Origin of the sequence: Corynebacterium imitans (assembly GCF_000739455.1) — a bacterium.
Classification (GTDB): Bacteria; Actinomycetota; Actinomycetes; order Mycobacteriales; family Mycobacteriaceae; genus Corynebacterium; species Corynebacterium imitans.
Genome location: NZ_CP009211.1, coordinates 1,331,652 through 1,358,153, shown reverse-complemented (window position 1 = coordinate 1,358,153; position 26,502 = coordinate 1,331,652). Strand labels below are relative to the sequence as shown.

The window sequence follows — 26,502 nt, the reverse complement described above, 5'->3', positions numbered from 1 at the left end:
GGTGGCATGAAGCTTTCTGACTACGATGCACTCCTCGTTCTTTCCTTCGGCGGCCCCGAGGGCAAGGACGAGGTGCTTCCATTTTTGGAGAATGTGACCCGCGGTCGCGGCATCCCCAAGGAGCGCTTGGCCAAGGTTGGCGAGCACTACTACCACTTCGACGGCGTCAGCCCGATCAACCAGCAGAACCGCACGCTGATCGCCAACGTCGAGGCTGAGCTGAAAAGCCGTGGCATTGACCTTCCTGTCTACTTTGGCAACCGGAACTGGCACCCGCTGGCCGAAGACACAGCGAAACAGCTCGCCGCAGACGGCAAGCACAAGGTACTCGTCTTTGCCACCAGCGCCTGGGGTGGCTACTCCGCCTGCCGTCAGTACGACGAAGATATCGAGCGGATGCGCGAGGTCGCGCCGAGCGTGAACTTCACCAAGCTGTGGCAGTTCTTCGGCAACGAACGCTTCGTTAACCAGGTTGCGAACGAGCTCAAGGGCGCAGTCGACCGGGCCGAGGGTAAAAACTTCCGCGTCCTCTTTACCGCCCACAGCGTCCCCGACGCCGCAGACCTTGCCTCGGGTGGGCCCGACAACCCGCATCTCTATTCCCAGCAGGTGGCGGAGGCGTCCCGCCTCGTAGCCGAGCGGGCGGGCGTGAGCGACTACGAGATTGTGTGGCAGTCCCGCTCCGGCAACCCCGCCACCCCGTGGCTGGAACCCGACGTCGTCGACCGCGCTGAGGAGCTCGCAGACACAGGGATGGAGCACCTCATCTGCGTACCGATCGGGTTTATCACCGACCACATGGAGGTGGTCTGGGACCTCGACACCGAGCTCAAGCAGGCATGCGAGGCAAAGGGCGTCAGCCTCGACCGCGTGGCAACCGTGGGGTTGACTTCGCAGTTCGCCGCGATGGTGGTCGATCTCGCCGAAGCAGTTGCGCGGGGCGAGGAGCCGGCTAGCTTATCGACGGTCACCGTCCAGGGCTGCACCGAAAACGGTGCCCCGTGCCGCCCCGGCTGCTGCGCGCCGCAGCAGCGGCCCACCGGGGCGCGACCGCAGTAGCGTTTACACGCTTCCCATATATTAGCGCTGGTAGTCAAGCACGGCGTCGGCCACGCCTGCCATCCGCGCGGTCCGGATGTGGCGCCACAGGGCGAAAAGTTGCGGGTCGAAGGAGTGGTCGTTGAGCCGGTCGGTCACCGTTTCGATGATCGCCGCGACCTGGTCCGCACGTGCAAACAGCTTGGCCGCCCGCGCGGTGACGCCGGCGGGTAGCCCCGGCGTGTCGTAAAAGTCGGCGAGTGTGCCGACGGTCAGGCGGGGGTTGGGGAGATCGTGGCGGGTGGGGCCCGTGGCGTCGATAAGCAGTGCAGCCTGGTTGGTGGCCTGGGCAAGCAGCGCATCGGCCTCCCCGGGGCTGAGCCACGCGGGCTCGGGCAGGCGGCGGGTTTCTTCGAACCACCGCCACTGCACAGTGGTGCCGGTGTAGCGGGGCACGAGGATGTGCGAGGCGTCGTGGCCGCGCACGACGATCGCGCCGGCGGGGGTGAGCGCTTCCATGGCGGGGCTGCCGGCGAGAAGCCCCGGGGCCTGGCCTGGGCCCCAGAGGATGAGCCGGACTGCGGGACCGGGGGTATCCAGATCGGCGGTAGTGCGGATGTCGCGAAGCAGTGGCAGAAGCGGGCCGCCGAGATATGAGTGCCTGCCGCCGAGGTCACGCAGGGCGTCGAGGGTTTCGTCGCTGGACTCGACGTTGTAGAGCCACGCCGCGATCCACACGGCGGTGTTTTGCAGGGGCGAATAGACTTCGGCGCGCGAATGCATTCGACGAATCCTAGCAGGGCTTTTTCTAGGCGAGTAAAGCGGTGAGTGCGCCCCAGTTAGACTTTGGTCACTATGAGCTTTGATGACCGCTACGGAGGAGACATTTTTCAGGGCCACGCGCGCAAAAAGCGGCCGGTGTACCCGGAGATGCCGGCAGAGCCTGGCATCGTCGTGGAAATCGTGGGCAACGACTTCGTTGGTGCCGTGGTCGGATTCGAGCGCACCTACGACGGCGACTTCGTCCGGCTCGAGGACCGGTACGGTACCGAGCGGCTGTTCAAGATGCTGCCGGGCGCGTTCCTGGTGGAGGGTCAGCGCGTCACCCTGACCAGGTACGTGCCCCCGCAGGAGACTGGCCCGAAGCGTTCCAACTCGGGCTCGCGCAAGGTGGAGAATGTGCGCGCGAAAGTCGCCATGCCCAGCCGGATCTGGGTGGAGGGCATCCACGACGCGGCGATTGTGGAGAAGGTATGGGGCCACGACCTGCGCGTCGAAGGCGTCGTGGTGGAATACCTCGAGGGCCTGGACAACTTGCCGGAGCGGCTCAAGGAGTTTCAGCCGGGCCCCGGACGCCGCATCGGCGTGCTTGCGGACCACCTGATCGAAGGCACCAAGGAGTCGCGGCTGGTTGAGCACGTCGGCGAGCACGTCCTGGTCACTGGGCACCCCTACATCGACATCTGGGCCGCGGTGAAGCCGGAGAAGCTGCGCATTCCCGCATGGCCGGACGTGCCATATGGCGAGGACTGGAAAACCGGAGTGTGCAAGCGCCTCGGGTGGTCGGACCCGAAGGAAGGATGGCATCGCGTGTACAACGCTGTGGAGACGTTCCGGGATTTGGACTCCACGCTGATTGGTGCGGTCGAGCGCTTGGTCGATTTTGTGACCAATCCTGATCTGTCCAAGCAAGACCTTGTACCCTAGTGCGCGTGGGTGCTTTAGTTTGGTTTGTCGCAGCAGCTGTCCTCGCGCTTTTAGAGCTTGCGGTGGGGGAGTTTACCCTGCTCATGCTCGCTGCCGGCGCGTTGACCACTGCAGGAGTTGCGCTCGGCGGAGTGCCGTTGTGGGCGGAGATCGCCACATTCGTGGTCTCCTCCGCAGCGTTCTGGCTCTTTTTGCGGCCGTACCTGAACAAGCGTTTCCGTCAGCCGCAGGTCTATGACGATTCACCGCGCGCGCTGGTTGGCCAGCGTGTGACAGTGATCGAAGCGATCGGGCCGGATGGCGGGCAGGTGCGGATGGATGGCTCCATCTGGTCAGCGAGGTGCCTCGACCCTGCCGAGCGGATCGCCGCCGGCGACATTGTCACAGTAGCGGATATCGACGGCCCTGTTGCGGTCGTCTGGAAGGAACACTAAATGGGCGCAACCATCGTTTTGGTCGTCATCATCGCCCTGGTGGCGGCCTTGCTCTTCGCCTCCGTGAAACTGATTCCGCAAGGGGAGTCCGCCGTGATTGAGCGGCTAGGGCGCTACACCCGTACGGTTTCCGGGGGTCTGACTTTACTCATCCCGTACATTGACTCGGTGCGTGCGCGCGTGGATACGCGTGAGCGCGTCGTGTCTTTCCCGCCCCAGGCGGTGATCACGCAGGACAACCTCACCGTGGCGATTGACACGGTGGTGACGTTCCAGATCAACGACCCTGCGAAGGCTATCTACGGCGTGGACAACTACCTCGTCGGCGTGGAGCAGATCTCCACCGCAACGCTGCGCGACGTGGTCGGCGGCATGACGCTGGAGGAGACCCTGACCTCGCGTGAGACCATCAACCGTCGCCTGCGCGGCGAGTTGGATGCCGCGACGGGTAAGTGGGGCCTGCGCATTAGCCGAGTGGAGCTCAAGGCGATTGATCCGCCGCCGAGCATCCAGCAGTCCATGGAGATGCAGATGAAGGCGGACCGCGAGAAGCGCGCCATGATCCTTACCGCAGAAGGTAAGCGTGAATCTGACATCAAGACTGCAGAGGGTGAGAAGCAGGCACGCATTTTGTCCGCCGAGGGCGAGAAGCACGCCGCGATTTTGAGCGCTGAGGCTGAGCGCCAGGCGATGATCCTGCGCGCCGAGGGTGAACGCGCCGCGAAGTACCTCGCTGCACAGGGTGAGGCCCGCGCGATCCAGAAGGTCAACGCAGCGGTGAAGTCCTCCGGCGTGACCCCGGAGCTTTTGGCCTACCAGTACCTGGAGAAGTTGCCACAGATCGCGGACAACGAGGCGGCCACAATGTGGATGATCCCCTCGCAGTTCGGCGACTCGCTGCAGCAGTTCGCGCAGGCCTTCGCAGGCAAGGGCGAGGATGGTGTGTTCCGCTACGAGCCGGCGCGGGTGGACGAGGAGACCAAGGAGATGGCGGAGTCGGAGGACACGGACTCGTGGTTCGACACTTCGACTGACCCGGAGCTGGCGAAGGCGCTCGCCGAGGCCCGCGCCGTGGCCAACAAGCACGTCGACGACCCGGACCCGACGCAGGATAGCCCAAGTAGCGCTGGCCTTTCCGGTGCGTCGGAGGCCACCCAGCAGCCCCGCGAGATTGCTGCGCCTGAGCAGTCCTCGTCCGTCTACGCTCCGTACCCAGCCCAGGAAGAGATCAAGAATCCAGAGCAGGGGGCGCAGAAGCCTGAGTAATCAGGTTGAGCGCGAGCTTCCACCCGGCCTGCTCGGCCTGCCAGCCGGCGGCCTGGAGGCGCTGGCTCATCGCCTGCTTGGAGATGCCGAGCTCGGCCGCCGCTTCGTTTTGATTGAGGCCACTTCGCACCAGCGAGGTGGCCTCTCGGCCTTCCAAGGTGCGCTTGTGCAGCACGTGGCCCACGAGCGCGAAGGTCGCTGCGATATCGGCGGCGAAGGTCTTCGGGTCGGGGGTATCCACAACGACGCTGACCTTGGCGGGGCGGGTACCCACCGCGTCGCTCGCCGCGTAGACGGCACGGCCGTGGCCGGTGATGCCGAGCCCGATTGCCCAGTTGCCGTCGGAAAGCAGCGCCATGACCAGGTTGAGCGCGGCCTCGGGCGAATCCACGTCCGCGCGAATGTCCTCGACGCCGCAGACCTCGAACTCGCCAACCCCCGGCAGCGTTGCCAGCGCCTCGGCCGAGCGCTGCACGAGCTGCGCGCGGCTTTTCTCCCTACCCCTGTATTTCGCGTGGACGGCAATCATAGAGCCTACTTTACGCCCTGGTCTGTGTTCAGGCCTTTACTTTTGGGGTGCGCGGCGTGTCGGTAGCGCAGCGTCGAGAAGCAAGCCCCCGACGCCGAGGATGGCCAGCGCCACGAGCGCCGCGATCGCCCAGGGGTTGGCCTGGCCGGTGAGCGTATCGCCGAAGATCACCCCGAGCACCGTCGTGGGCGCGGAGCCGATGAAGGTCGCGATGGCGAAGGGGAGCACGCGCACGCGGGTGAGCGCGGCGGCGTAATTCATGATGGAAAAGGGCACGCCGGCGATCATGCGCAGGCTCGCCACCGCCAACCACCCGCGCTGCTCGAGGCGGCGGTTGATCTGCTCGACAGCCGGGTGCGTGAGCTTCGGCGCGATCCAGTCGCGCAGCAAGCCCCGCACGATGCACAGGGATAACACTGCGGCGGCGGTCGTGGCCGTCAGCGACAGCGCGATGCCCGCCCCTGTGCCGAAGAGAATGCCCGCAGAGAGCGTGAGCACGGTGCGGGGGATAGGAAACTGCGTGATCAGGACGTAGAAGAGCCAGAAGACGACCGGGAACCACGCGCCAGTGGAGTCGGACCAGGCGCGCAGCGTCGTCAAAGAGGGCACGTCCAGCCACCACCAGGCAGCGAAGAACGCGAGCGCGGCAAGGGCAACCACGGTAATGCGCTGCGGAGTCGCGGTTGGCACAGCACGCCGGGGCCTTTGGCTTGCCGACGGCTGCGTGCCCGTAGATTCCGCAGACTCCATAAGGTCGAGCTCTCCTTGCACGAAAAGAAAAACCGGCTCCTTCTCAGAAGCCGGTCGTTGTGCCCGAGGGGGGACTTGAACCCCCACGTCCGTTAATAGGACACTAGCACCTCAAGCTAGCGCGTCTGCCATTCCGCCACCCGGGCTGGGTGTTTGTGTTTTCAGCCTCTCGGCTGGGCACTTGCACTACTATAGGGCGACACCGGCAAAGAGTACAAATCGCCAGCATGTGGGGGTTTCTTAAGCGTCTTGGACTGCTTTATGTGGCCCGTTATGACACCGATGTGATTCCCGCCTTCACGCAGCGCAGCCTGACGCCGTGAGGTTTCGGCGAGTTAGGCCAAAACATGGCGGAGTTCACATCCTTTCAGGTACAAATGGGAAGCATGACTGCTTCATACGTATCTGATCGTTTCCCTGGTCCCGACCCGTACGCGCCGCTGAAGGACCTACCGTCTTTCGAGCTGAGCTCCGAGGACTTCACGCAAGGCGAGAAGCTGCCGATCACCCTGACCGGTGACAATGCGACCTCGCCGCAGCTGTCCTGGTCCGATCTGCCGGAGGGCACGAAGTCTCTCGCCATCACTTGCTTTGACCCGGACGCCCCGACGGGCTCCGGCTTCTGGCACTGGGCTGCGTTTAACATCCCGGTTTCGGTGACGAGCCTGGCTTCCGGCGATGCCGCAAAGGAAGACCTGGGCGTGGGTGCCACCCAGCTGGTGGGCGATGCTGGTGTCTCCGGCTTCTACGGTGCCAACCCGCCAGCCGGCCACGGCCCGCACCGCTACCTCTTCGCGGTGCACGCGGTGGACGTCGAGGAGCTGCCGGCCGCGGAGATCGCTAACCCGACCCAGCTGGGTTTTAACCTGTACTTCCACTCGCTGGGTCGCGCCGTGGCGTGGGGTTGGTTCGAGAACAACTAGCTCGACGTCTACCTATGGTCCCAATTCAGCTTCGCGCAGGCGGCGCGTTTATCACGCTGGCCGCCGCGCTGTTCTTGTTTACCGTGTTAACCCTGCTCCGCGGCGAGGAGCTGTTCGCCATGACCTTGCAGACTGTCACTGTGCTTATCGCCGCGGTGATCATCGGCGCGTTCGCCACCGTGAGCACCTCGCAGGAGGGCTCGCGCACGCAGGTCGGTGCACTCATTGTGGCGCTCGTGCTCATCGGGCTCGGCGTGGCGCTGCCCACGTACACGCTCTTCTACACGCAGGCCTATTGGCCCGCGCTGTGGGGCATCGGCGCCTTGTTGTGCGCCATTGTGCTACGCCGCACGACGCCGCAGCCTCGTTAACCCTTGTAGGGCAACCCGCAGCCCACGGCCTGGGAAATATCCCGCAGGCGGTGGGCTCTGATTTGCGCGGCAATACCGGTGTGGATCCGGCGGATCCAGGCAGGCCCGCCGTAGATGAAGCCCGTGTAGCCCTGCAGCAGGCTCGCGCCCGCAGCGATGCGCTCCCAGGCCTGCTCGGGCGTGCTGATCCCGCCGACGCTGACCAGCGTGAGCGATTCACCGACGCGTGCGTGCAGGCGGCGCAGCACCTCCAGCGAGCGGTCGTTGAGCGGGGCACCGGAGATGCCTCCGGCGCCCATCGCCTCGACCTCGTCGGCAGGCGTGGCAAGGCCCTCGCGGGAAATCGTGGTGTTGGTCGCTACGATGCCCGCCAGGCCGAGCTCTAACGCCAGGTCGGCGACCGCGTCGATGTCCTCGTCGGAAAGATCCGGGGCGATCTTCACCAGCACCGGGGTGTTGGTTGATTCGGCAACCACCTGCAGGATCGGGCGCAGCTCTTCTACCGCCTGCAGGTCGCGCAGCCCCGGCGTGTTCGGGGAAGAGACGTTGACCACCAGGTAGTCGGCGAGGGGACCGAGCACAGTCGCCCCGGCGCGGTAGTCGGCGACAGCGTCTTCGGCGGTCTTGTTCTTGCCGATGTTGATGCCCACGATGTCGGTCGACTTGCGCGAATCGAGGTTAATCGCGGCCGCGAGCGCGCCGCGATTGTTAAAGCCCATGCGGTTCAAGATCGCCTTGTCAGCGGGCAGGCGGAACAGGCGGGGCGCGGGGTTGCCGGGCTGCGCCTTCGGTGTGACGGTGCCGACCTCGGCGTAGCCGAACCCGAGCGCGCCCCAGGCGTCGAGCGCGTCGGCGTTCTTATCAAACCCGGCGGCAAGGCCGAGCGGGGCGGGGAATTCGACGCCGAAGCAGACCTGCTTGAGCGCCGGGTCGTGCACGCGCACGACCTTTTCCGCGAGTCGGTTCACCGGGCCGAGCGCGTGGAGTGCGCGCAATCCGACATTGATGATGCCGTGGATGCGCTCCGGCGGCAGGAGGAACATCGCCTTGAGCGCGGCGGCGTAGGCCGTGTCGTACACGCCGACGGCCTTGCTGGGGGAGGATGGCTTATCGGTCACGTCTCTTACTTCCTATGCGTTGCCTGTGTCAGTTTTGCGGTACTTGGGTTGCGGAGGCGGTTGCGGCCGGCAGATCGGCAAGCTCCCGGTCGGTGGACTTGATGATTTGGAGGCCTTCGCCGGAGGCGGAGGCGATGAGCAACGTGGCGTCGTCAAGCGTGACGATGCTCTGCGCGTCTGCAACTGTTGCGAACTCACTGCGTTTGAGCGGTACGCCGCGCGAGATGTCGTAGCCGGTGGCGGTGTTGGTGGCAGTGGAGGTGATCCACGCAAGCTGCGTGTCCTCGTCCCAGGCCACATCCCACGGGCTTTCCGGCACTGGTGCCATCTGGTGCAGCCGGATGATGTCGTCGGTGGTGTAGACCAAAAGCTGGTTGCCCGTCGCGTCGGCAGCAAGCACCAGCCCATCGGTGCCACCGGCGACCTTGCCTACGCCGAGGCCGACACGGAGCGTGCCACCCTGGCGGCCCGTGCCCCAGTCAATGTCCTGGATGGTGGTATCGAAGTGGTTGACGCGCACCACGCTGTCCGCCTGGCCGTCGACGGGGACCGCCTGGAGCTGGTCGGTTTCGCGCGCGACAGAGAAGGTGTCGGCGAGCTGACCGTCGCGGTAGAGCCAGACCTTGCGCTCACTGTCGCTGCCTGCGAGTACCTCACCGCCGGTGGTGACCGTGGCGGCAGTGACTGGTTCCTCGACCTCTAGGGTCTCTGCCTGCGTAGAATCCGCGGCGCGCACGAGCATGATTGTGTTCCCGCAGCCCAGCGCGAAGACCCCGGCGTTGGCGGAAACATCCCCGCATGCCTCGTCGAGCGCAAGCGTGTCAGCGGTACCCTCGCGCAGCTTCTCGACGGTACCCACGTGCAGCTCGTTGGCGGTGCGCACCGCGATCACGCCCTCGGTGGTGTCGAGGTCTTCGATCGCGTCGAAAGGCAGGACGGTGCCTGCGGGATCAGAGGATGCGGGGGATGGAGCCGGGGTGGCGTTGCCCATCTGCTCTGGCAGGTCGTCGCCAGTGACGTCCGAGCCGCACGCGCTCAGCGCGGTAGCGGCCACCAGAAGACAGGCAGCAGCACGAGATTTTGAGTGTTTCACAATCCCTAACCCTAGCAACCTGCCATAGGCATCTTGAGCCGTGTGCGTTGGGTGGCAGCGGTATGGCGCGGGTAGTGTTTCTTGCCATGACTGATCCCACGCAACTCACCGAGTCCATGACCTGGATCCAGGTCATCGTCTTGTCGATCGTGCAGGGGCTGACCGAGTTCCTGCCGGTCTCTTCCTCCGGGCACCTGCGCATCGTCTCCGAGCTGTTTTGGGGTCAAGACGCTGGTGCCAGCTTCACCGCCGTCGTCCAGCTCGGCACTGAGTTCGCGGTGCTGGTCTACTTCGCCAAAGACATCTGGCGCTACCTCTCAGGCTGGTTCATCGGCCTTGCCAATAAGGATAAGCGCGGCTTTGACTACCGCATGGGCTGGATGGTCATCGTCGGCACCATCCCAGTTGCGGTGATGGGCGTGCTGTTCAAGGACCTGATCAGGGAAAACCTGCGCAACCTGTGGATTACCGCGGCTGTGCTCATCCTGTTCTCCCTCGTGTTCATTCTCGCCGAGCGCAAGGGCACAAAGGCCCGCAGCTTCGATGAGTTGAACATGAAGGACGCAATCGTGATGGGTCTGTGGCAGTGTCTCGCGCTCATCCCAGGCGTGTCGCGCTCCGGCGGCACGGTCTCCGGTGGTCTCTTCCGCAACCTGGACCGCGAGGTGGCCACCCGCTTCAGCTTCTTGCTGGCCATCCCAGCGGTGCTGGCCTCGGGGCTCTTTTCGCTTCCCGACGCCTTCGACCCCCAAGCCGGACAAGCCGCCAGCGGCATCCAGCTCTTGGTCGGCTCCGGTGTGGCCTTCGTGCTCGGCTACATCTCCATTGCTTGGCTGTTAAAGTTCGTGTCTAACCACTCCTTTGCCTGGTTCGCGGCCTACCGCATCCCGCTGGGCATCATCGTGATGATTCTGTTGGCCACGGGCGTGATGCAGCCGGTCTAGTCTGCTGTGTCCATCGGGACTGCGCTGAAGATGGCGGAGATGGGTTAGGGTGGTTCCCATGCAATCCTGGCCTTACCCGAATGTGAAGCACGTCGCCGGTTTCCCCCGGCCGTTGCACTTGTACGACACCGCCGACCAGAAAGTGCGTCCGGTCAACGTGACACCGGATGCGCGCGGCGAGGTCGGCCTCTACGTCTGCGGGATCACCCCATACGACTCCACCCACTTGGGCCACGCCGCGACCTACCTCACCTTCGACCTGGTGCAGCGCCAGCTGCTGGCTAACGGGCACAAAGTCCACTATGTCCAAAACGTCACCGATGTGGACGACCCGCTGTTCGAGCGCGCGGAGCGCGACGGCGTGGACTGGCGCGAGCTGGGCCGCAGCCAGATCAACCTCTTCCGCAGCGATATGGAGATCCTTTCGGTGATCCCGCCGCGGGAGTTTATCGGTGCGATGGAGGCGATCGATGAGGTCGCAGAGATGGTGCAGAAGCTTCTCGAGGTTGGCGCGGCCTACCGCCTTGACAAGGGCGATATCTACGCCGACATTAGGGCCACCGAGCAGTTCGGCTACGAGTCCAACTTGGATCGGGCCACCATGGAGGACTTCTTCGCTGAGCGCGGCGGCGACCCGGAGCGCGAAGGCAAGCGCGACACGCTCGACGCCCTGGTGTGGCGCGGTGCGCGCGAGGGTGAGCCCTCCTGGCACACTTCGTTGGGGGCGGGCCGACCTGGCTGGCACGTGGAGTGTTCCGCGATCGCCACCAACCGTCTTGGCTCCTCGTTCGCCATCCAGGGCGGGGGTTCCGACCTTGCGTTTCCGCACCACGAGTTCTCGGCAGCGCACGCGGAGGCGGCCCTTGGCACCCCGCGCATGGCCGACCACTACGTGCACTCCGGCATGATCGCGCTCAACGGGGTGAAGATGTCGAAGTCTCTGGGCAACCTCGTCTTCGTGCACAAGCTCACCGAACAGGGCCACAGCGCTGACGCCATCCGCGTGGCGGTCTTTGCCGACCACTACCGGGCAGACCGCGACTTCAGCGATCGCGGGCTGGCAGCCGCCGAGCAGCGCCTTGCCCGCTGGCAGGAGCGCTTGAGCAACGAGGTATCCGAGGCTGAAGCGCTGGCTAACATCAACGAGCTGCGCGCCGCGCTTGCCGATGACCTGGACACGCCCCGGGCGCTACGCCTCATTGACCAAGCACGCGGCGACCACGAAGGCCTGTTCGCAGATGCGATTGACGGTCTGCTCGGCGTGCGCGTTTTCGCCGAGTCGTAAAGAATAGAGACCATGACTTCGAGTACACCAGCAGGATCCTCCGTCCGCGCCGAGCTGCAGCCGGACGTCGACGAGTTCATCGATGATCTGCGCACCTTCGCCACCGGCTCCTACCTCAACGACAGTGATAAGGAGCTCTGGGAGCAACCCTTCGACCCGGAGGCGCTGCCGGAGCTGAAGAAGCTGATTGAAATGTTCCTTGACGCAGTCGACTTGCTCGAGCCGGCACCCGACGCCACGCGCCTTATATCCCTGGTCACGCCCTTCTACGACAACCTGGAAGCCTTCAACGCTAAGCACGAGTACGCCGTGCTCGAGCCCGAGGAGAAGGCAGAGCTGGAAGACCTCGTACGCCGTGCCGCGGTAGCGATCGGCGCGGAAGACGAGGCAGTGGGGGAGCTGCCGGAATTTGAGTAAGCACGAGCTGCCCGCAGCGATCTTTTGGGACATGGACGGAACGCTCATTAACACCGAACCGGTGTGGGCGGAGACCACCTTCGAGCTTTCCGAGAAACTCGGGCGCAGGCTCACCCCGGAGGAGCGGAAGAAGACCGAGGGCGCAAGCTTCGCTGAATCGCTGCGCATCTGCGCGCGGTGGGCCGACTACGAGCTCGCCCCGGGCGAAGAGGACACGCTGCGGGAGTGGATGTACGCACGCATGGCGGAAAAGCTCGCCCACGGTATTGAGCTCACGCCAGGGATCCGCCCCCTGCTCAGCCTCTTAGAGGCTACGGGCGTGCCGATGTTTGTCACCACGAACACGGAGCGCTCGCTGGCGGATCGCTGCATCGACGCCATCGGGCGTGAGTTCTTCACCGACTCGATCACCGGCGACGAGGTCGCGGCTCCGAAGCCGGCCCCGGACATGTATGTCGAGGCCGCCCGCCGCGTCGGGGCGGATCCTGCAGCCTGCCTGGTCGCAGAGGATTCCTTCACCGGCATGACGGCCGCAGCCAGGGCCGGCTGCCGAGTACTCGGCCTGGCACACGAGGTGCCGCGCGGGGTGTACCAGTTTGACCCGGCACGCTTTGTTGGGGCGACAGTCTCGGATGTTTCTGCATGGTTTGCCGCAGCGGCAAGGCCACTGGGCTAAGGTTTGAAGGCGTGAAAACTTTCGATGCACTGTTTGCTGAGCTGACCCAAAAATCCGCCGACCGCCCCGCGGGCTCCGGCACCGTCGAAGCGCTGGACAAGGGCGAGCACTTCATCGGCAAGAAGATCATCGAGGAGGCTGGCGAAGTCTGGATCGCGTCCGAGTACCAGTCGGACGCAGAGCTCGCCGAGGAGATGAGCCAGCTCATTTACTGGACGCAGGTCATGATGATCAAGCGTGGGCTGACCCCGGAAGACATTTACAAGTACCTTTAGGAAGTAGCAGCAATGGACACACCCCTGATCAAAATTGCCGTGCCCAACAAGGGCTCGCTGTCGGAAAAGGCGCTGCAGGTTCTCAAGGAGGCCGGCTACAAGGGCCGTGGGCTCAACAAGGCGCTGAACATCGTGGATGAGCCGAACGGGGTGGAGTTCTTCTTCCTCCGTCCTAAGGACATCGCGATCTACGTCGCCCAGGGCCACCTTGACCTCGGTATTACCGGCCGCGACTTGGCAGAGGACTCCCGCGCCGACGTCGAAGAGGTCATGGAACTCGGCTTTGGCGCCTCCACGTTCCGCTTCGCCGCCCCGCAGGGCGAGACCTGGGCCGTCGAGGACCTGCAGGGCAAGCGAATTGCCACCTCGTACCCGCATCTGGTGGAGGATTACCTCGCCGCGCGCGACATTACCCCGGGTCAGGTCATCCGCCTCGACGGCGCGGTGGAGATCTCCATCAAGCTCGGCGTTGCTGACGTGATCGCCGATGTGGTCTCCACGGGGGCCACGCTGCGCCAGCAGGGTCTGGCGCCATTCGGCGAGCCGATCATCGCTAGCGAGGCGGTGGTGGTCAAGCGAAAGGAGATGGCGCTTGGCGACGGGCACGTGAAGGTCCTCAAGCGCATCGAGGGCATCCTCAACGCGCAGAACTACCTGATGATCGACTACAACGTCTCGCGCGATTCCCTCGACGAGGTGCTGGCGCTCACCCCGGGCATTACCGGCCCGACGGTCTCGCCGTTGTCGCGCGAGAACTGGGTGGCGGTCCGCGCGATGGTGCCGCGCAAGGAGGCAAACCGCATCATGGACGCGCTCACGGATCTTGGTGCCGAGGGCACGATTGCCACTGAGCTGCGTATCGCCCGACTCTAGGAAGCTTGGGGGCGCGTCACGCGGGCGGGCACGGGGCGTCGATAAGCATGCCCCACGCATTCACCCCCAAACCGGGCGAGGCGTGTGGCGGGGGAGCGTTGCTTGGTAGTTTGGGCGGCATGAGCACTCGTAAAGAAGAAGACCTGCTTGGCACCCTCGATGTTCCGGCCGATGTGTACTACGGCATCCACACGCTGCGCGCGGTGGACAACTTCCACATCTCGCGCGAGACCATCAATGACTTCCCGGATTTTATCCGGGGCATGGTGCAGGTGAAGAAGGCGGCAGCCCTGGCCAACCGGCGCCTCCACGCGCTGCCGAAGGCGAAGGCGGAGGCCATTGTCTGGGCCTGCGACCAGATTCTTGAAGATGGGCGCTGTATGGATCAGTTCCCCATCGACGCCTTCCAGGGCGGGGCGGGTACCTCGCTGAACATGAACACGAACGAGGTCGTGACCAACCTGGCGCTGGAGTACATGGGCAAGGAGAAGGGCGACTACGCGGCGCTCAACCCGAACGACGATGTGAACATGTCGCAGTCCACCAACGACGCCTACCCGACTGGTTTGCGCCTCGGCCTGTACCACGCGGTGCAGAACCTCATCGAGGAGTTCGATCAGCTGCAGCAGGCTTTCCGCGCGAAGGGCGATGAGTTCGCGGACATCATCAAGATGGGGCGCACCCAGCTCCAGGACGCGGTGCCGATGACGCTGGGGGAGGAGTTCACCGCCTTTGGTGAGAACCTGGGGGAGGAAAACCGTACGCTGGTCAACGCGGCGGAATCGCTGCTGGAAATCAACCTGGGCGCCACCGCGATCGGCACCGGCATCAACACGCCGAAGGGCTACCGCGATCAGGCGGTCGCTGCGCTGCGTGAGGTGACTGGCCTGGAGATTCAGGCCTCTCCTAACCTGATCGAGGCGACCTCGGATACGGGCGGGTATGTCATGATGCACGGCGCGATCAAGCGCGCCGCGATGAAGATGTCCAAGATCAGCAACGACCTGCGCCTTTTGTCCTCCGGGCCGCGTGCTGGCCTCAACGAGATCAACCTGCCGGAGCGCCAGGCGGGCTCGTCGATTATGCCGGCGAAGGTCAACCCGGTCATCCCCGAGGTGGTCAACCAGGCCTGCTTCAAGGTCTTCGGCAACGACCTGACGGTCTCCATGGCCGCCGAGGCGGGTCAGCTGCAGCTCAACGTCATGGAGCCGGTGATCGCGCAGTCGCTGTTCAACTCCATTTCGCTGCTTGCCAACGCGGCGCGCACCCTGCGCGAGAAGTGCGTCACCGGGATTACCGCCAACAAGGAGGTCTGCGAAGCGTATGTGCAGAACTCCATCGGCATCATCACCTACCTCAACCCGGTCATTGGCCACCACAACGGCGACCTCATCGGTAAGGAGGCAGCAGCGACCGGCCGCGGAGTGCGCGAGCTGGTCCTGGAGAAAAGGCTGCTCACCGAGGAAGAGCTCGATACCGTGCTGAGCAAGGAAAACCTCATGCACCCTGAGTACCGGGGCAAGCTGTACGTAGACGAGGACTAATCGGGGGTTAGCTGAGGCCGGGCGTGAGAGCGTAACGCATCTCACGCCCGGCCGAATTGTATTGGTAACACCATCGGGGCGATAATGGAACTCGCCCAGTACACCTCCAGGCTTGTAAAGAGGAGTCGCCCCGTGTCCTTGCTCTTGCTCGTACACCTCATCATTTTGTTTGGCGCCATTGTGCTTGGTGCCCGGATGGGCTCAATCGCTATCGGTTTCGCCGGCGGGCTGGGCGTGCTGTTGCTCGGTGCCACCGGCGTGACCGTGACTGCCGAAGACATCCCCTTTGACGTCATCGGCATCATCATGTGCGTCATCGCCGCAATTTCCGCGATGCAGCTGGCGGGCGGGATGGACTACCTGGTGTATCTGGCCGAGAAGTTCCTGCGTTCTAACCCAAAGCGGGTGACCATCTACGCGCCGATCGTCACCTGGCTGATGACGGTGCTTGCGGGCACTGGCCACACCGCGTTTTCCACGCTCCCAGTGATCGTGGAGGTGGCCAAGGAGGGCAAGGTACGCCCCTCGCGCCCGCTCTCAGTCGCCGTGATTGCCTCCCAGATGGCCATCGTGGCCTCGCCAATTTCGGCCGCTGTGGTGTTTATGGCTGCGTTGCTCGAGCCGCACGGTGTGGGCTACCTGCAGCTACTCGCGGTGATGCTGCCGGCGACCTTCCTCGCCATTTTCCCCACCGCCTGGCTGGCCAACCGGCTCGGGCGCGACCTGGAGGACGATCCGGTCTACCAGCAGCGCTTGGCCGACGGATTGGTGTCGACCTCGCACACCTCGGCCGGGTTCACACCGAAGCCAGGGGCGAAGGCCTCCGTCGGTATCTTCCTCGCCGCCATCCTGATCGTCATGGTCTACGCTACGCTGATCTCCGAGCAGATCGGCCTGATCCCCAACCCGACGGTGCCGCGCAACGAGGCCATTATGGCGATCATGCTCTCGGCTGCGGCAGTGATCTGCTGGGTAACAAAGAGCAAGGCCGCCGAGGTGCTGACCACCCAGGTCTTCCGCTCCGGCATGTCTGCCAGCGTGTGCGTCCTCGGCGTCGCTTGGCTCGGCACGACCTTTATCAACCACTACATCGATGACATCCAGGTCATCGCCGGTGATGTGCTGCAAGCGCAGCCCTGGCTGCTGGCAGTCGTGCTGTTCTTCGCCGCCTGCCTGCTTTACTCGCAAGCGGCGACCGCAAAGGCGCTCATGCCCGCCGCTTTGGCCATTGGGGTGAGCCCGCTGACAGCGGTGGCGGCGTTCCCGGCGGTCTCGGCGCTGTTCGTCCTGCCGACCTATCCCACGCTGCTCGCAGCGGTGGAAATGGACGACACCGGCTCGACCCGGATTGGCAAATACGTCTTTGACCACCCGTTTATCATCCCCGGCATCGCGTGCATCACCACCTCCATCCTGCTGGGATACGGGATTGGTGCCGTCGTTCTCTAGCGGCCTTCATCCTCGTTTCTGCGGTACTGTGGGGGCATGTCTGAGACCAAAGCACCAACCACAGCTCCGAAATCTGACGTCGACATCGCCCAAGCCCACACGCTCGAGCCGATCGCGGACATTGCCGCGAAGGCGGGCGTGGACAAGGACGCGCTGATCCCGTACGGCGCGCACATGGCCAAGGTCGACGTCTCCCGCAACCCTGGCGAGGCCGACGCGAAGCTGGTGCTGGTCACCGGCGTGTCGCCCACGCCTGCGGGCGAGGGCAAGTCCACCGTCTTGATCGGGCTGACCGACGCGCTCGCCAAGCTCGGTCACAACGCCATGGTGGCACTGCGCGAGCCTTCACTCGGCCCGGTCATGGGTATCAAGGGCGGCGCAGCCGGTGGTGGCTACTCGCAGGTCGTCCCGATGGAGGACATCAACCTGCACTTCACCGGCGATTTCCATGCGATCACCTCGGCAAACAACACCCTGGCCGCGATGATTGATAACCACATCCACCAGGGTAACGAGCTGAACATTGACCCGCGCCGCGTGACCTGGCAGCGCTGCCTGGACGTCAACGACCGCAGCCTGCGCAACGTGGTCACCGGCCTGGGCGGACCTACCAACGGTGTGCCGGCACAGACTGGCTTTACTATTACGGCCGCCTCGGAGATCATGGCGATCTTGGGGCTGGCAACGGATCTGGATGATCTGAAGGAGCGCCTGGCCAAGATCACCATCGGACTGACCTACGACCAGGAGCCGGTCACTGCGGGCCAGCTAGGCGCGGAGGGCGCGATGGCAGCACTGCTCAAGCAAGCCATCAACCCGAATCTGGTGCAAACGCTCGGCGGCACCCCGGCGTTCATCCACGGCGGCCCCTTTGCCAACATCGCCCACGGCTGCAACACACTGCTGGCCACACGTACCGCCATGCAGTACGCGGACATCGTGCTCACCGAGGCGGGCTTCGGCTCCGATTTGGGTGCGGAGAAGTTCTTCGACATCAAGGCACGCTACGGCGACCTGGATGTTGCCGGTGCCGTCGTTGTGGCCACGGTCCGCTCCATCAAGTACAACGCAGGAATTGCGCGCGAGGACCTGGAGAAGGAAAACCTCGACGCGCTCGAGCAGGGCATCAGCAACCTCGCCCGCCACGTGGAAAACATCCGCAAGTTCGGCGTGACACCGGTCGTCGCGCTCAACCGCTTCACCTCGGACACGGATGCCGAGCTCGAGTGGGTACGCAACTGGGCGAAGCGCACCGGCGTTGCCATCGCCGAAGCAGACGTGTGGTCCAAGGGCGGTGAGGGGGCCACCGAGCTTGCGACCACGCTGCTGGACAACCTCTCCGAGGGCACGTCCACGCAGCTCTACGACCCGGCTGACGGGATCGAGGCCTCGATCGAGACCATCGCGCGAGAGATCTACCGCGCCGACAACGTGCAATACTCCGTCAACGCATCGCGTGATCTGAAGATGTTGAAGGCAAACGGTTTCGACACCCTGCCGGTATGTATCTCCAAGACGCAGTACTCCTTCTCGGACGAGCCTTCGCTGCTCGGCGCCCCGACCGGGCACACGCTGCACGTGCGCAAGCTCATCCCGCGCACCGGGGCGGGCTTCGTCGTCGCGCTCACCGGCGATGTGATGACCATGCCGGGGCTGCCGAAGACCCCTGCGGCCAACAACATCGACGTCGCCGAGGACGGCCACATCACCGGCCTGTTCTAAAGCCGACGCACCTTAAGAGGCAGGCGTGTCTGCCGCCGAGCCCGGCCAGCCCGGGTACTCCGGCGGCGTCCCGCCAAACTCCGGGCAGAGATCCTGGAAGGCGCACCAGCCGCATAGCTTCGACTTCTTCGGCCGGAAGTGCCCCTGTTTGCCGTCGGCCTCGATCTTCGCCCACAGATCGCCCAGGTCGCGCTCGAAATACTCCAACTCTTCGCGCGAGGGCGCGAGGAACATCGAATCCATCACCTTCAAATACATCAGCCGCAGCTGAGTGGGGATGGTCTCAAACAACCGCCAGTACACCAGCGCGTAGAAACGCATCTGGAACTGCGCGTCCTGCGAGTAGCGGGGCAGTGGCTTCTTGCCGGTCTTATAGTCTACTACGCGCACCTCGCCGGTCGGGGCGATGTCGACCCGGTCGATGAAGCCGCGCACCGGCACGCCGTTGGGCAACACGGTGTTGACGTACATCTCCTGCTCGTGGGCGTCGAAGCCGAGCGGATTCTCCATGTGGAAGTAGCCGCGCAGCAGGTCGCGTGCATCGCGGAAGAGCGCCATCTCGTCGTCAATCGGCTCAGCGCTGCTGGGGTCCTTCTCGCACAGTGCGGCCCACGCCGGCTTGATGCGCTTCACCGCCGCCGGGAAGGTGCGCTCCTCGCGCGGCCAGCTGAACATATCCTCTAGGACCGCGTGCACGAGCGTCCCCTTGACCTGCGCTTCCGTCGTTGGCTCGGGGATTTTGTCGATGGTGCGCAGCCGGTACTTCAGCGGGCAGCTTTGGTAGTCGGAGGCGCGGGACGGGGAAAGTGCAAGCGGTCGTGGTGTCATGGTGCCCCACATCTTAGAGTGGAAGCATGCTCGCTCGCTTTATTGACTTCACCCACGCAAGCCCCAGCGCTTTCCACGCGGCGGACCGCGTCGCCGCCGCGCTTGTGGAGCAGGGCTTTTCGCTTATCGACGCCACCGCCCCCGACTCCCCAGCAGCCCCCGGCGGCCACGTGCTGGTCGACGGCGGGGCGGTGATTGCGTGGTGGGTCCCGGAAAACCCTAATCCGCGCTTCCGCATCGTCGGCTCCCACACTGATTCGCCCGGCCTGATGGCCAAACCCCAGCCAGATTTCGAGCGCGAGGGGCTGCGCCAGGTCGCCGTGGAGGTCTACGGCGGGCCGATCCTGCAAAGCTGGCTGGATCGGGATCTGCGCTTCGCTGGCCGGGTCGTGACCGATGATGGTGCGCAGCACCTCGTCGATACCGGCGCGGTCGCCCGCATTCCCAACCTAGCCATCCACCTCTACCGCGCGGACGCCCCGACGGTGAACCGCCAGGCGCACACGCAGCCGATCCTCGGCGGCAACCGCCCGCTAATGGAGCTGGTTGGCGAGGCCGCGGGCGTGGACCCGCAGCGCATCCTCTCGCACGAGCTAATCACCGCCGACGCTCAGCGCGGCGAGCTGCTCGGCGAGCTGCTTGCGGCCGGCCGCTTGGATAACCTCACCAGCGTGTGGGCCTCACTTGAGGCGCTGCTCGCCGCGAAAGACTCGGCCCGCGACATCCTGGTGCTCGCGGCCTTTAACCACGAGGAGGTCGGCTCTTCCTCCACGACCGGCGCGGGCGGCCCGCTGCTCGAGCGAGTGCTACACCGCATCGCCCGCGAGATAGGCGAGCCCTTTGAGGTGTTTGCGCAGTCCTTCCAGGTCTCCGCGGACGCCGCGCACGCGGTGCACCCGAACTACCCGGAAAAGCACGACCCCACGCACCGCCCGCGGCTCAATGCAGGCCCGGTGCTCAAGATCAACGCGAACCAGCGCTACGCCTCGGACGCCGTGACCGAGGCGGAGTGGCTGCGCGCCTGCCGCGCTGCAGGAGTACCCAGCCAGACGTTCGTGGGCAACAACGACGTCCCGTGCGGGTCTACGATCGGCCCAATTTCCGCGACCCGCATGGGTATTCGCACCGTGGACGTCGGCGTGCCGCTGTTGTCCATGCACTCGGCACGCGAGCTATGCGGCGCGGACGACATGGAGTACTTCGTCAAGGCGCTCACTGCGTTTTACGCGGCGGCAGGTCAGTAGGGCATACTTAGGCCCATGTATTCAGGACCATTCCAAGCCGGAGACAAAGTCCAGCTCACCGACGCGAAACGCCGCCACTTCACCATTGAATTGGTTGAAGGCGGGCAGTTCCATACGCACAAGGGCATCGTGATGCACGACGACATCATCGGGGCAGACGAGGGCTCGGTGGTCAAATCCACCCTGGGATCGGACTACCTGTGCTTCCGCCACCTCTTGGTCGACCACGTGCTGTCCATGCCGCGCGGTGCCGCGGTGATCTACCCCAAGGACGCGGCGCAGATCCTGGTGGAGGGCGACATCTTCATGGGTGCCCGCGTGCTCGAAGCCGGGGCCGGTTCGGGTGCGCTGACCATGTCGCTGCTGCGCGCCGTCGGCCCGGAAGGCCGAGTGTTCTCCTACGAGATCCGCGACGACCACCTGGCCTTTGCTCGTGACAATGTTGCCGACTACTTCAACGGCACGCCCGAGTGGTGGACGCCGCGCCTGGGGGACTTTGGCGAGATCACTCCGGAAGAGCTTGACGGCCCGGTGGACCGCGTGATCCTGGACATGGTCGAGCCCTGGCACTTCATCGACACGGTCAAAAACGTGCTGATCCCCGGCGGGGTGTTCATGACGTACGTGGCCACGGTGCCGCAGCTGATGAACATCATGGAGGCAATCCGCGAGGCGAAGTGCTTCACCGAGCCCCGCGCCTGGGAGACCCTCCTGCGCGAGTGGAAGGTCGAGGGCCTGGCCACCCGCCCGGAGCACCGCATGAACGCGCACACCGCATTCCTGGTGTGGACCCGCAGGCTTGCCGACGGCGTCACGCCCCCGCGCCCGCAACGCCGCGCACGCAAATAGCGCGTTTGACCCGCTAGGGTGGTGCCTATGGCATCCAACGCAATCAACGACGACGCATTTGGCCCCGAGTTGCGCGAGCTCAAGCGCGAGAATCAGGCGATGAGCGCCCGCAACAAGAAGCTTGCGGAGCTGCTTAAGGCGAGCCGCGACAAGCTCAACGACCTCTACGCCCAGGTCGAGGCACTGGGAGAGCCTGCGTCGACCTACGGCATCTTCCTCGAGGCGGCCTCTCGCCGCGGCCTTGAGGCCGAGGTGTTTACCTCCGGCAGGCGGATGCGCGTCAAGGTCGCGCCCAACGTAGCGCCAGAAGCTCTGCGCCCGGGCACCCTGGTGCGCTTGGGCGACGGTGCGATCGTGGTGGAGGCCTGCGGGTACGAAAACGTCGGCCAACTTGCCACCCTGTCCGAGAAGATTGATACCAAGCGCGCGATCGTCGCCGACCAGCAGGGCACAGAGCACCTGGTCCACCTTGCGCAGCCGCTGGTAGAAACTGCCCGCGCCGGCGATACCGTGCTGGTGGATACCCGCGCCGGCTACGCGTTCGAGCGTGTGCCGAAGACCGAGGTCAACCAGCTTTCTCTCGACGAGGTCCCGGACGTTACCTACGCCGATATCGGGGGCCTAAGCTCGCAGATCGAGATGATCCAGGATTCGGTGGAGCTGCCCTTTACCTATCCGGAGCTCTACCGCGACTACGAGCTCACCCCGCCAAAGGGCTTGCTGCTCTACGGCCCGCCCGGCTGCGGCAAGACGCTTATCGCCAAGGCGGTGGCCAACTCGCTGTCCCAGCGGATCGGGGACGGCGGGCAGGCCCACTTCATCAACGTGAAGGGCCCGGAGCTTTTGAACAAGTTCGTCGGTGAGACCGAGCGCCGCATCCGGCTGATCTTTGAGCGTGCCCGGGAACTCGCCGCGAACGGCAGGCCGGTCATCATCTTCTTCGATGAGATGGAGTCCATCTTCCGCACCCGCGGCTCCGGGGTCAGCTCCGACATGGAGACCACCGTGGTCCCGCAGCTGCTCACAGAGATCGACGGTGTTGAGGACATCGCAAACGTCATCGTCATCGGTGCCACGAACCGCGAGGAGCTCATCGACCCAGCCATCTTGCGTCCGGGCCGCCTGGACATCAAGGTGCGCGTCTCGCGCCCGAACCGCGCGGAGGCCGAAGACATCCTGGCTCGCTACATCACGCCGCAGATCCCGCTCGCGGCCGAGCCCGCTGAGCTTATCGACGCCGCCGCCGAGGCGATGTTCGCCCCGCGCCCCTTCGTGCGCCTCGAGCTTGTCGACGGCTCCTCCGAGCTCCTCCACTACGCCGACTTCATCTCCGGCGCGATGATCGCCAACGTTGTGGACAGGGCGAAGAAGTTGGCGATTAAAGATCACATCGCCGCAATGGGCAGTGGGGATGAGACGGCACCGCACGGTGTGACCGCCGACCACCTCCGGGCCGCGGTCCGCGCGGAACAGGACGAAAGCGAAGACATGCCGAACACAGCGAACCCGGACGAGTGGGCCCGCATTACCGGCCGCCAAGGCAAGCGCGTGGTCAGCGCGGAGGTCATCGGTTAGACCGTATTTGAATACAAACGCGAAAGTGTGGGCGGGATCACCTATACTTCCCCTATCCCAATCAGTGAGATGCAGTCTCACACAGTGAATAGGAGAGAGTTCATGGCAGGCCCGCACACACCGCAACGAACATCCACCGGGCAGGAGGACCGCTCTGCTGCGATCGCGGTCGCGGCATTTCCGGCATTCATTCTTGCCGGTTCGATACTCGCCTTCTTCACTCCCGGCCCGTTTCTGCCCCTGACAAGCTACATCACCTATTTCCTGATGATCATCATGTTCGGTATGGGGCTCACGCTGACCATCCCGGACTTCAAAGAAGTGGCCAGAAGGCCAGTGCCCATCGCCATCGGCGTGGTCGCGCAGTTCGTGATTATGCCTCTCGCTGCCGTGGGGGTGGCGAAGCTCTTTGGCATGAATCCGGCACTGGCCGTCGGCCTGCTCATGCTCGGTTCCGTGCCAGGTGGTACTTCGTCGAACGTCATCGCCTACTTGGCTAAAGGGGATGTCGCGCTTTCTGTTGCCATGACCAGCGTGTCTACTCTGCTGGCACCAGTGGTCACGCCCATCATCATGCTTCTCCTCGCCGGCGCCGATGTCCACGTGGACGGCGCTGGAATGGCATGGTCGCTCGCGCAGACGGTCCTTATACCAGTCATCGGCGGCGTCGTGCTGCGCTACTTTCTAGACGCGTGGATGGAACACATCGCACCAGTATTGCCGTGGATTTCTATCGCAGGCATTGGCGGCGTCGTCTTCCCCACAGTGGCGAAGAACCGTGAGGCACTGGTTGAGGTCGGCCTGCTCGTTTTCGCCGCAGTGCTTATTCACAACGTGCTTGGCTACGTACTCGGTTACTACACCGCAAAACTCACCCGGCTGCCTGAGAGCTACCGCCGCACCGTGGCGATTGAGGTCGGTACGCAGTCGGCCGGGCTCGCCAGCGGTATGGCGGGCAAGTTCTTTTCCCCTGAGGCAGCGCTGCCAGGTGCCGTCGCAGCCGTCCTGCACAACATTACGGGCGCCGTCTACGCTTGGGCAGTCCGGAGGAGTACACGCAATCACGAGGTAAACCCGCAGGCAGGCGCGCAAGCGTCGACTATTGCCTCGGAGCCTGCGCAGACAGGCGCGACGCAGCCGCAGTAACTGCGTCGACCGCGATGTGGAAGTCCGCGTCAGTGAGGTGGGAAAAGCTCAGCACGAGCCCATCCTTGCCGTCTGACCAGAGACTCGATTCGTGGCCGCATTCAATGCCTTGTCCCGCCAGGTCCTTCTCAAAGTAGTCGCGTAATGCCGGCGTGGAAAACGCGACGCTGACATCGGCGCCACCAGCATCCGGGACTGTCACGCTGACTCCGCCTTGCTTGAGCGCGGGGAGCAAGGACTCTGCCAGGACGGCACGTCGCTTAGCAAGGCGGTTGTGCGCTGCCCGCGTACTGCGCCGGAGGTACCCACCGGCGAGCAGGTTGGCAATCGCGCGCTGTGTCACGGTCGCGACTGGCATACCAAGGACTTCGCGGGTATTGCGCAGCGCGGGCGCGAGCGCCGGCGGGGCGATGACATAGCCGGCGGACAGCTCCCGTGACAGCAGGGTGGAGAAGGTGCCCAGGGTTAGCACGTCGGCTCCGGGCGCGAGCGTGGCCAGCGTCGGTTGTGGGGAGATCAGGTAGCGCAGCTCAGTATTGAAGTCGTCCTCGATGAGCACGGCGCCTGTCGTCGATGCCCAGTTCAACAAGGCAGAGCGCCGGGCTGCGCTCATCGCGCCTCCGAAGGGGTAGAGGTGCGAGGGAGTGACCAGCAGTGCGTCGAGGTCTCCAGGCAACTCGTCGACCTCTACGCCGCCAGCATTGGTTGTGCAGGGGACTGCCTCGTGTCCGCCGAGCGGAATCACGCGGCGCAGCCCAGGGTGCCCCGGGTCTTCTACGCCGACGCGCAGCTGCGGACCAAGTGCGTGCAGGATCAACAGCAGCCCCTCGCGCGAGCCGCCGGTGATGACGACGTGGTCCGGATCTACCGTGACGCCGCGGGCGAGGCGCAGGTGCTCGGCGATCGCGGCTTTGAGCTCCGGCTCACCGGTCTTGTCCACGCTCGTTCCGGTGACGTTGATGGCCTCTCGCCACGCCTTGCGCCACGCGGCGGGGCGCACGGCACCGCTACTCCCGGCAGACGGCCGCAAAGAGATACGGGCGCGGGGGAGTTTCCGTGAGACTCCGGGTGGGCGCGGCGGCTGCGCCGTGGGAGAGCGCGTGAGCTCCGGATGGACGCGGGTCGGCGCGCCCTGTGCGGAGAGGAAGAACCCCTCGCTAATCAGCTGGTCATAGGCGGAGACAACGGTGCCCCGGGAGACTCCGAGTTGCCGCGCTAGCGAGCGCGTGCTCGGCACCCTGTCGCCTGGTTGCAGGGTTCCCTCGGCTACGGCGAGTCGGATCTGCTGGGCAATCTGTGTTGGCAGTGGCACGGGCAGCGATGGGGAGATGTCGAGGAGCACACATACCGCCTAACTGGTACAAAGAATGAAAATAAAACTGGACCTTGGAATCTACCAGTTGGCGGCCAAAGATTGGTCACTATGACTGATTTCACCAAATTTGCAGAGCTGACCAATTCCTTCAAGGGCGGCGTGATCATGGACGTGGTCACCCCAGAGCAGGCAAAGATCGCCGAAGATTCCGGTGCCGTTGCCGTCATGGCGCTGGAGCGCGTGCCGGCTGACATCCGCGCCCAGGGTGGCGTGGCCCGCATGTCGGACCCGGACCTGATCGAGGGCATCCTCAACGCCGTGGACATCCCGGTCATGGCCAAGGCCCGTATCGGCCACAGCGTGGAGGCGAAGATCCTCGAGCACCTCGGCGTACACTACATCGACGAGTCCGAGGTGCTCAGCCCGGCGGACTACGTCAACCACGTGGACAAGCGCGACTTCAACGTGCCCTTCGTGTGCGGTGCGACGAACCTTGGCGAGGCGCTGCGCAGGATCAACGAGGGCGCTGCCATGATTCGTTCCAAGGGAGAGGCTGGCACCGGTGACGTTTCGGAGGCCACCAAGCACATCCGCACGATCCGCAGCGAGATCGCTGCCCTGCAGGCCACCTACGCCGCCAACCGCGACGAGCTCTACGTCGCGGCGAAGGAGCTGCAGGCCCCTTACGAGCTGGTCTGCTACGTCGCTGAGCACGGCAAACTTCCTGTGCCGCTGTTTACCGCCGGTGGTGTCGCCACTCCGGCAGACGCGGCGCTCATGATGGAGCTCGGCGCAGACGGTGTGTTCGTCGGATCCGGCATCTTCAAGTCAGGCAACCCCGAAGCCCGCGCGAAGGCCGTGGTCAAGGCAACCAAGCACTACGACGACATCGCGGTCGTCACCGAAGCGTCCCGCGGCCTCGGCGAGGCGATGGTGGGCATCAACGTCGCCGACCTGCCGGCGCCGCACCGCCTCGCAGAACGTGGCTGGTAATCCCATTACGTTGGCAGCAGTTCCACCTCAGGTCGCCGAAGATTCATAGCCTGTCCACCCGATCGTGGGCGGGTTATGTTTATTTCTGTTCCCTCCATCTGAAACCATCATCCGCACCAGCACAGCGCCCGCACTCCA

27 protein-coding genes and 1 tRNA gene are annotated in these 26,502 nt (G+C 64.6%); 20 read left to right on the top strand and 8 right to left on the bottom strand.

Going from position 1 to position 26,502, the window contains the following annotated elements; genetic code table 11:
* Positions 1–6 precede the first annotated feature (6 nt).
* Entirely contained in the window at positions 7–1,059 is a 1,053-nt protein-coding gene (locus CIMIT_RS06365) for a ferrochelatase (protein WP_038590668.1), read from the top strand.
* A gap of 21 nt (positions 1,060–1,080) precedes the next feature.
* Here the strand turns inward: CIMIT_RS06365 and CIMIT_RS06360 are convergent, their stop codons facing one another.
* Entirely contained in the window at positions 1,081–1,821 is a 741-nt protein-coding gene (locus CIMIT_RS06360) for a hypothetical protein (RefSeq protein ID WP_038590653.1), read from the bottom strand.
* A 72-nt stretch (positions 1,822–1,893) separates the two neighbouring features.
* Here CIMIT_RS06360 and CIMIT_RS06355 point away from each other — a divergent pair, with 72 nt between their 5' ends.
* Genes CIMIT_RS06355 through CIMIT_RS06345 form a run of 3 tightly spaced genes read left to right on the top strand, consistent with a single transcriptional unit; the run spans position 1,894 to position 4,445 of the window.
* Entirely contained in the window at positions 1,894–2,745 is an 852-nt protein-coding gene (locus CIMIT_RS06355) for a DUF3097 domain-containing protein (RefSeq protein WP_038590650.1), read from the top strand.
* A gap of 5 nt (positions 2,746–2,750) precedes the next feature.
* Positions 2,751–3,179: an NfeD family protein gene (locus tag CIMIT_RS06350; RefSeq protein WP_038594297.1), complete on the top strand. Its 429-nt coding sequence runs from the start codon at positions 2,751–2,753 to the stop codon at positions 3,177–3,179.
* Positions 3,180–4,445, top strand: a complete 1,266-nt coding sequence (locus CIMIT_RS06345) for an SPFH domain-containing protein (protein ID WP_084674285.1) — start codon at positions 3,180–3,182, stop codon at positions 4,443–4,445.
* On the opposite strand, the gene CIMIT_RS06340 is transcribed toward CIMIT_RS06345, so the two are convergent.
* The 3 genes from CIMIT_RS06340 to CIMIT_RS06330 all read right to left on the bottom strand — a co-directional run bounded on the left by CIMIT_RS06340 (position 4,408) and on the right by CIMIT_RS06330 (position 5,870).
* A complete protein-coding gene (locus tag CIMIT_RS06340) occupies positions 4,408–4,974 on the bottom strand; it encodes a DNA-binding protein (RefSeq protein WP_038590648.1) in 567 nt (188 codons plus the stop codon). The two genes, CIMIT_RS06345 and CIMIT_RS06340, sit on opposite strands and share 38 nt — an antisense overlap.
* A 36-nt stretch (positions 4,975–5,010) precedes the next feature.
* Positions 5,011–5,664: a TVP38/TMEM64 family protein gene (locus tag CIMIT_RS06335; protein ID WP_038594291.1), complete on the bottom strand. Its 654-nt coding sequence runs from the start codon at positions 5,662–5,664 to the stop codon at positions 5,011–5,013.
* 120 nt (positions 5,665–5,784) lie between these two features.
* A tRNA-Leu gene (locus CIMIT_RS06330) sits at positions 5,785–5,870 on the bottom strand.
* Positions 5,871–6,110: 240 nt separating this feature from the next.
* Between CIMIT_RS06330 and CIMIT_RS06325 the strand changes: the two genes are divergently transcribed.
* A complete protein-coding gene (locus tag CIMIT_RS06325) occupies positions 6,111–6,647 on the top strand; it encodes a YbhB/YbcL family Raf kinase inhibitor-like protein (protein WP_038590645.1) in 537 nt (178 codons plus the stop codon).
* Between the two features lie 14 nt (positions 6,648–6,661).
* Positions 6,662–7,018, top strand: coding sequence for a hypothetical protein (locus CIMIT_RS06320; protein ID WP_038590642.1), 357 nt, complete (start codon positions 6,662–6,664; stop codon positions 7,016–7,018).
* On the opposite strand, the gene CIMIT_RS06315 is transcribed toward CIMIT_RS06320, so the two are convergent.
* Both CIMIT_RS06315 and CIMIT_RS06310 read right to left on the bottom strand, forming a co-directional pair.
* Positions 7,015–8,136: a quinone-dependent dihydroorotate dehydrogenase gene (locus CIMIT_RS06315; RefSeq protein WP_456236323.1), complete on the bottom strand. Its 1,122-nt coding sequence runs from the start codon at positions 8,134–8,136 to the stop codon at positions 7,015–7,017. The two genes, CIMIT_RS06320 and CIMIT_RS06315, sit on opposite strands and share 4 nt — an antisense overlap.
* Before the next feature lie 28 nt (positions 8,137–8,164).
* Complete coding sequence (locus CIMIT_RS06310) at positions 8,165–9,229, bottom strand: YncE family protein (protein ID WP_197697001.1); 1,065 nt, start codon at positions 9,227–9,229, stop codon at positions 8,165–8,167.
* A gap of 86 nt (positions 9,230–9,315) precedes the next feature.
* On the opposite strand from CIMIT_RS06310, the gene CIMIT_RS06305 reads away from it, so the two are divergent.
* The 9 genes from CIMIT_RS06305 to CIMIT_RS06265 all read left to right on the top strand — a co-directional run bounded on the left by CIMIT_RS06305 (position 9,316) and on the right by CIMIT_RS06265 (position 18,414).
* On the top strand, positions 9,316–10,173 hold the full coding sequence (locus tag CIMIT_RS06305; RefSeq protein ID WP_038594283.1) for an undecaprenyl-diphosphate phosphatase: 858 nt from the start codon (positions 9,316–9,318) through the stop codon (positions 10,171–10,173).
* Positions 10,174–10,231: 58 nt separating this feature from the next.
* The gene (mshC, locus tag CIMIT_RS06300; RefSeq protein WP_038590639.1) at positions 10,232–11,458 is read left to right on the top strand and encodes a cysteine--1-D-myo-inosityl 2-amino-2-deoxy-alpha-D-glucopyranoside ligase; all 1,227 of its coding nucleotides are present in this window, start codon (positions 10,232–10,234) and stop codon (positions 11,456–11,458) included.
* 12 nt (positions 11,459–11,470) lie between these two features.
* On the top strand, positions 11,471–11,875 hold the full coding sequence (locus tag CIMIT_RS06295; protein WP_038590636.1) for a hypothetical protein: 405 nt from the start codon (positions 11,471–11,473) through the stop codon (positions 11,873–11,875).
* Positions 11,868–12,551, top strand: coding sequence for an HAD family hydrolase (locus tag CIMIT_RS06290; protein ID WP_268870422.1), 684 nt, complete (start codon positions 11,868–11,870; stop codon positions 12,549–12,551). Before CIMIT_RS06295 ends, CIMIT_RS06290 begins: the two co-directional genes overlap by 8 nt.
* Positions 12,552–12,562: 11 nt before the next feature.
* The gene (locus CIMIT_RS06285) at positions 12,563–12,826 is read left to right on the top strand and encodes a phosphoribosyl-ATP diphosphatase (protein ID WP_038590632.1); all 264 of its coding nucleotides are present in this window, start codon (positions 12,563–12,565) and stop codon (positions 12,824–12,826) included.
* Positions 12,827–12,850: 24 nt separating this feature from the next.
* The gene (gene hisG, locus CIMIT_RS06280) at positions 12,851–13,699 is read left to right on the top strand and encodes an ATP phosphoribosyltransferase (protein ID WP_038594278.1); all 849 of its coding nucleotides are present in this window, start codon (positions 12,851–12,853) and stop codon (positions 13,697–13,699) included.
* Positions 13,700–13,818: 119 nt separating this feature from the next.
* Positions 13,819–15,243 carry an aspartate ammonia-lyase gene (gene aspA, locus CIMIT_RS06275; protein WP_038590627.1) on the top strand — a complete coding sequence of 475 codons (1,425 nt, stop codon included), beginning with the start codon at positions 13,819–13,821 and terminating at the stop codon, positions 15,241–15,243.
* 138 nt (positions 15,244–15,381) lie between these two features.
* Positions 15,382–16,692, top strand: coding sequence for an anaerobic C4-dicarboxylate transporter (locus CIMIT_RS06270; RefSeq protein ID WP_038594275.1), 1,311 nt, complete (start codon positions 15,382–15,384; stop codon positions 16,690–16,692).
* A gap of 36 nt (positions 16,693–16,728) precedes the next feature.
* Positions 16,729–18,414, top strand: a complete 1,686-nt coding sequence (locus tag CIMIT_RS06265) for a formate--tetrahydrofolate ligase (protein WP_038590624.1) — start codon at positions 16,729–16,731, stop codon at positions 18,412–18,414.
* A gap of 12 nt (positions 18,415–18,426) precedes the next feature.
* Here the strand turns inward: CIMIT_RS06265 and CIMIT_RS06260 are convergent, their stop codons facing one another.
* Positions 18,427–19,242 (bottom strand): RecB family exonuclease, encoded by an 816-nt coding sequence (locus CIMIT_RS06260; protein WP_407919527.1) that lies wholly within the window; start codon positions 19,240–19,242, stop codon positions 18,427–18,429.
* A 26-nt stretch (positions 19,243–19,268) separates the two neighbouring features.
* Between CIMIT_RS06260 and CIMIT_RS06255 the strand changes: the two genes are divergently transcribed.
* From CIMIT_RS06255 to CIMIT_RS06240, 4 genes are all read left to right on the top strand, one after another.
* Positions 19,269–20,486 (top strand): M18 family aminopeptidase, encoded by a 1,218-nt coding sequence (locus CIMIT_RS06255; protein WP_038590618.1) that lies wholly within the window; start codon positions 19,269–19,271, stop codon positions 20,484–20,486.
* A gap of 15 nt (positions 20,487–20,501) precedes the next feature.
* Positions 20,502–21,335 carry a tRNA (adenine-N1)-methyltransferase gene (locus tag CIMIT_RS06250; RefSeq protein WP_038590615.1) on the top strand — a complete coding sequence of 278 codons (834 nt, stop codon included), beginning with the start codon at positions 20,502–20,504 and terminating at the stop codon, positions 21,333–21,335.
* A 27-nt stretch (positions 21,336–21,362) separates the two neighbouring features.
* Complete coding sequence (gene arc / locus CIMIT_RS06245) at positions 21,363–22,910, top strand: proteasome ATPase (protein WP_051904852.1); 1,548 nt, start codon at positions 21,363–21,365, stop codon at positions 22,908–22,910.
* A 102-nt stretch (positions 22,911–23,012) separates the two neighbouring features.
* Positions 23,013–24,056: a bile acid:sodium symporter family protein gene (locus tag CIMIT_RS06240; RefSeq protein ID WP_231910267.1), complete on the top strand. Its 1,044-nt coding sequence runs from the start codon at positions 23,013–23,015 to the stop codon at positions 24,054–24,056.
* Here the strand turns inward: CIMIT_RS06240 and pdxR are convergent.
* The gene (gene pdxR, locus CIMIT_RS06235; protein ID WP_051904851.1) at positions 24,010–25,398 is read right to left on the bottom strand and encodes a MocR-like pyridoxine biosynthesis transcription factor PdxR; all 1,389 of its coding nucleotides are present in this window, start codon (positions 25,396–25,398) and stop codon (positions 24,010–24,012) included. The genes CIMIT_RS06240 and pdxR overlap by 47 nt on opposite strands.
* 81 nt (positions 25,399–25,479) lie before the next feature.
* Between pdxR and pdxS the strand changes: the two genes are divergently transcribed.
* The gene (gene pdxS, locus CIMIT_RS06230; protein ID WP_038590613.1) at positions 25,480–26,364 is read left to right on the top strand and encodes a pyridoxal 5'-phosphate synthase lyase subunit PdxS; all 885 of its coding nucleotides are present in this window, start codon (positions 25,480–25,482) and stop codon (positions 26,362–26,364) included.
* Positions 26,365–26,502 lie beyond the last annotated feature (138 nt).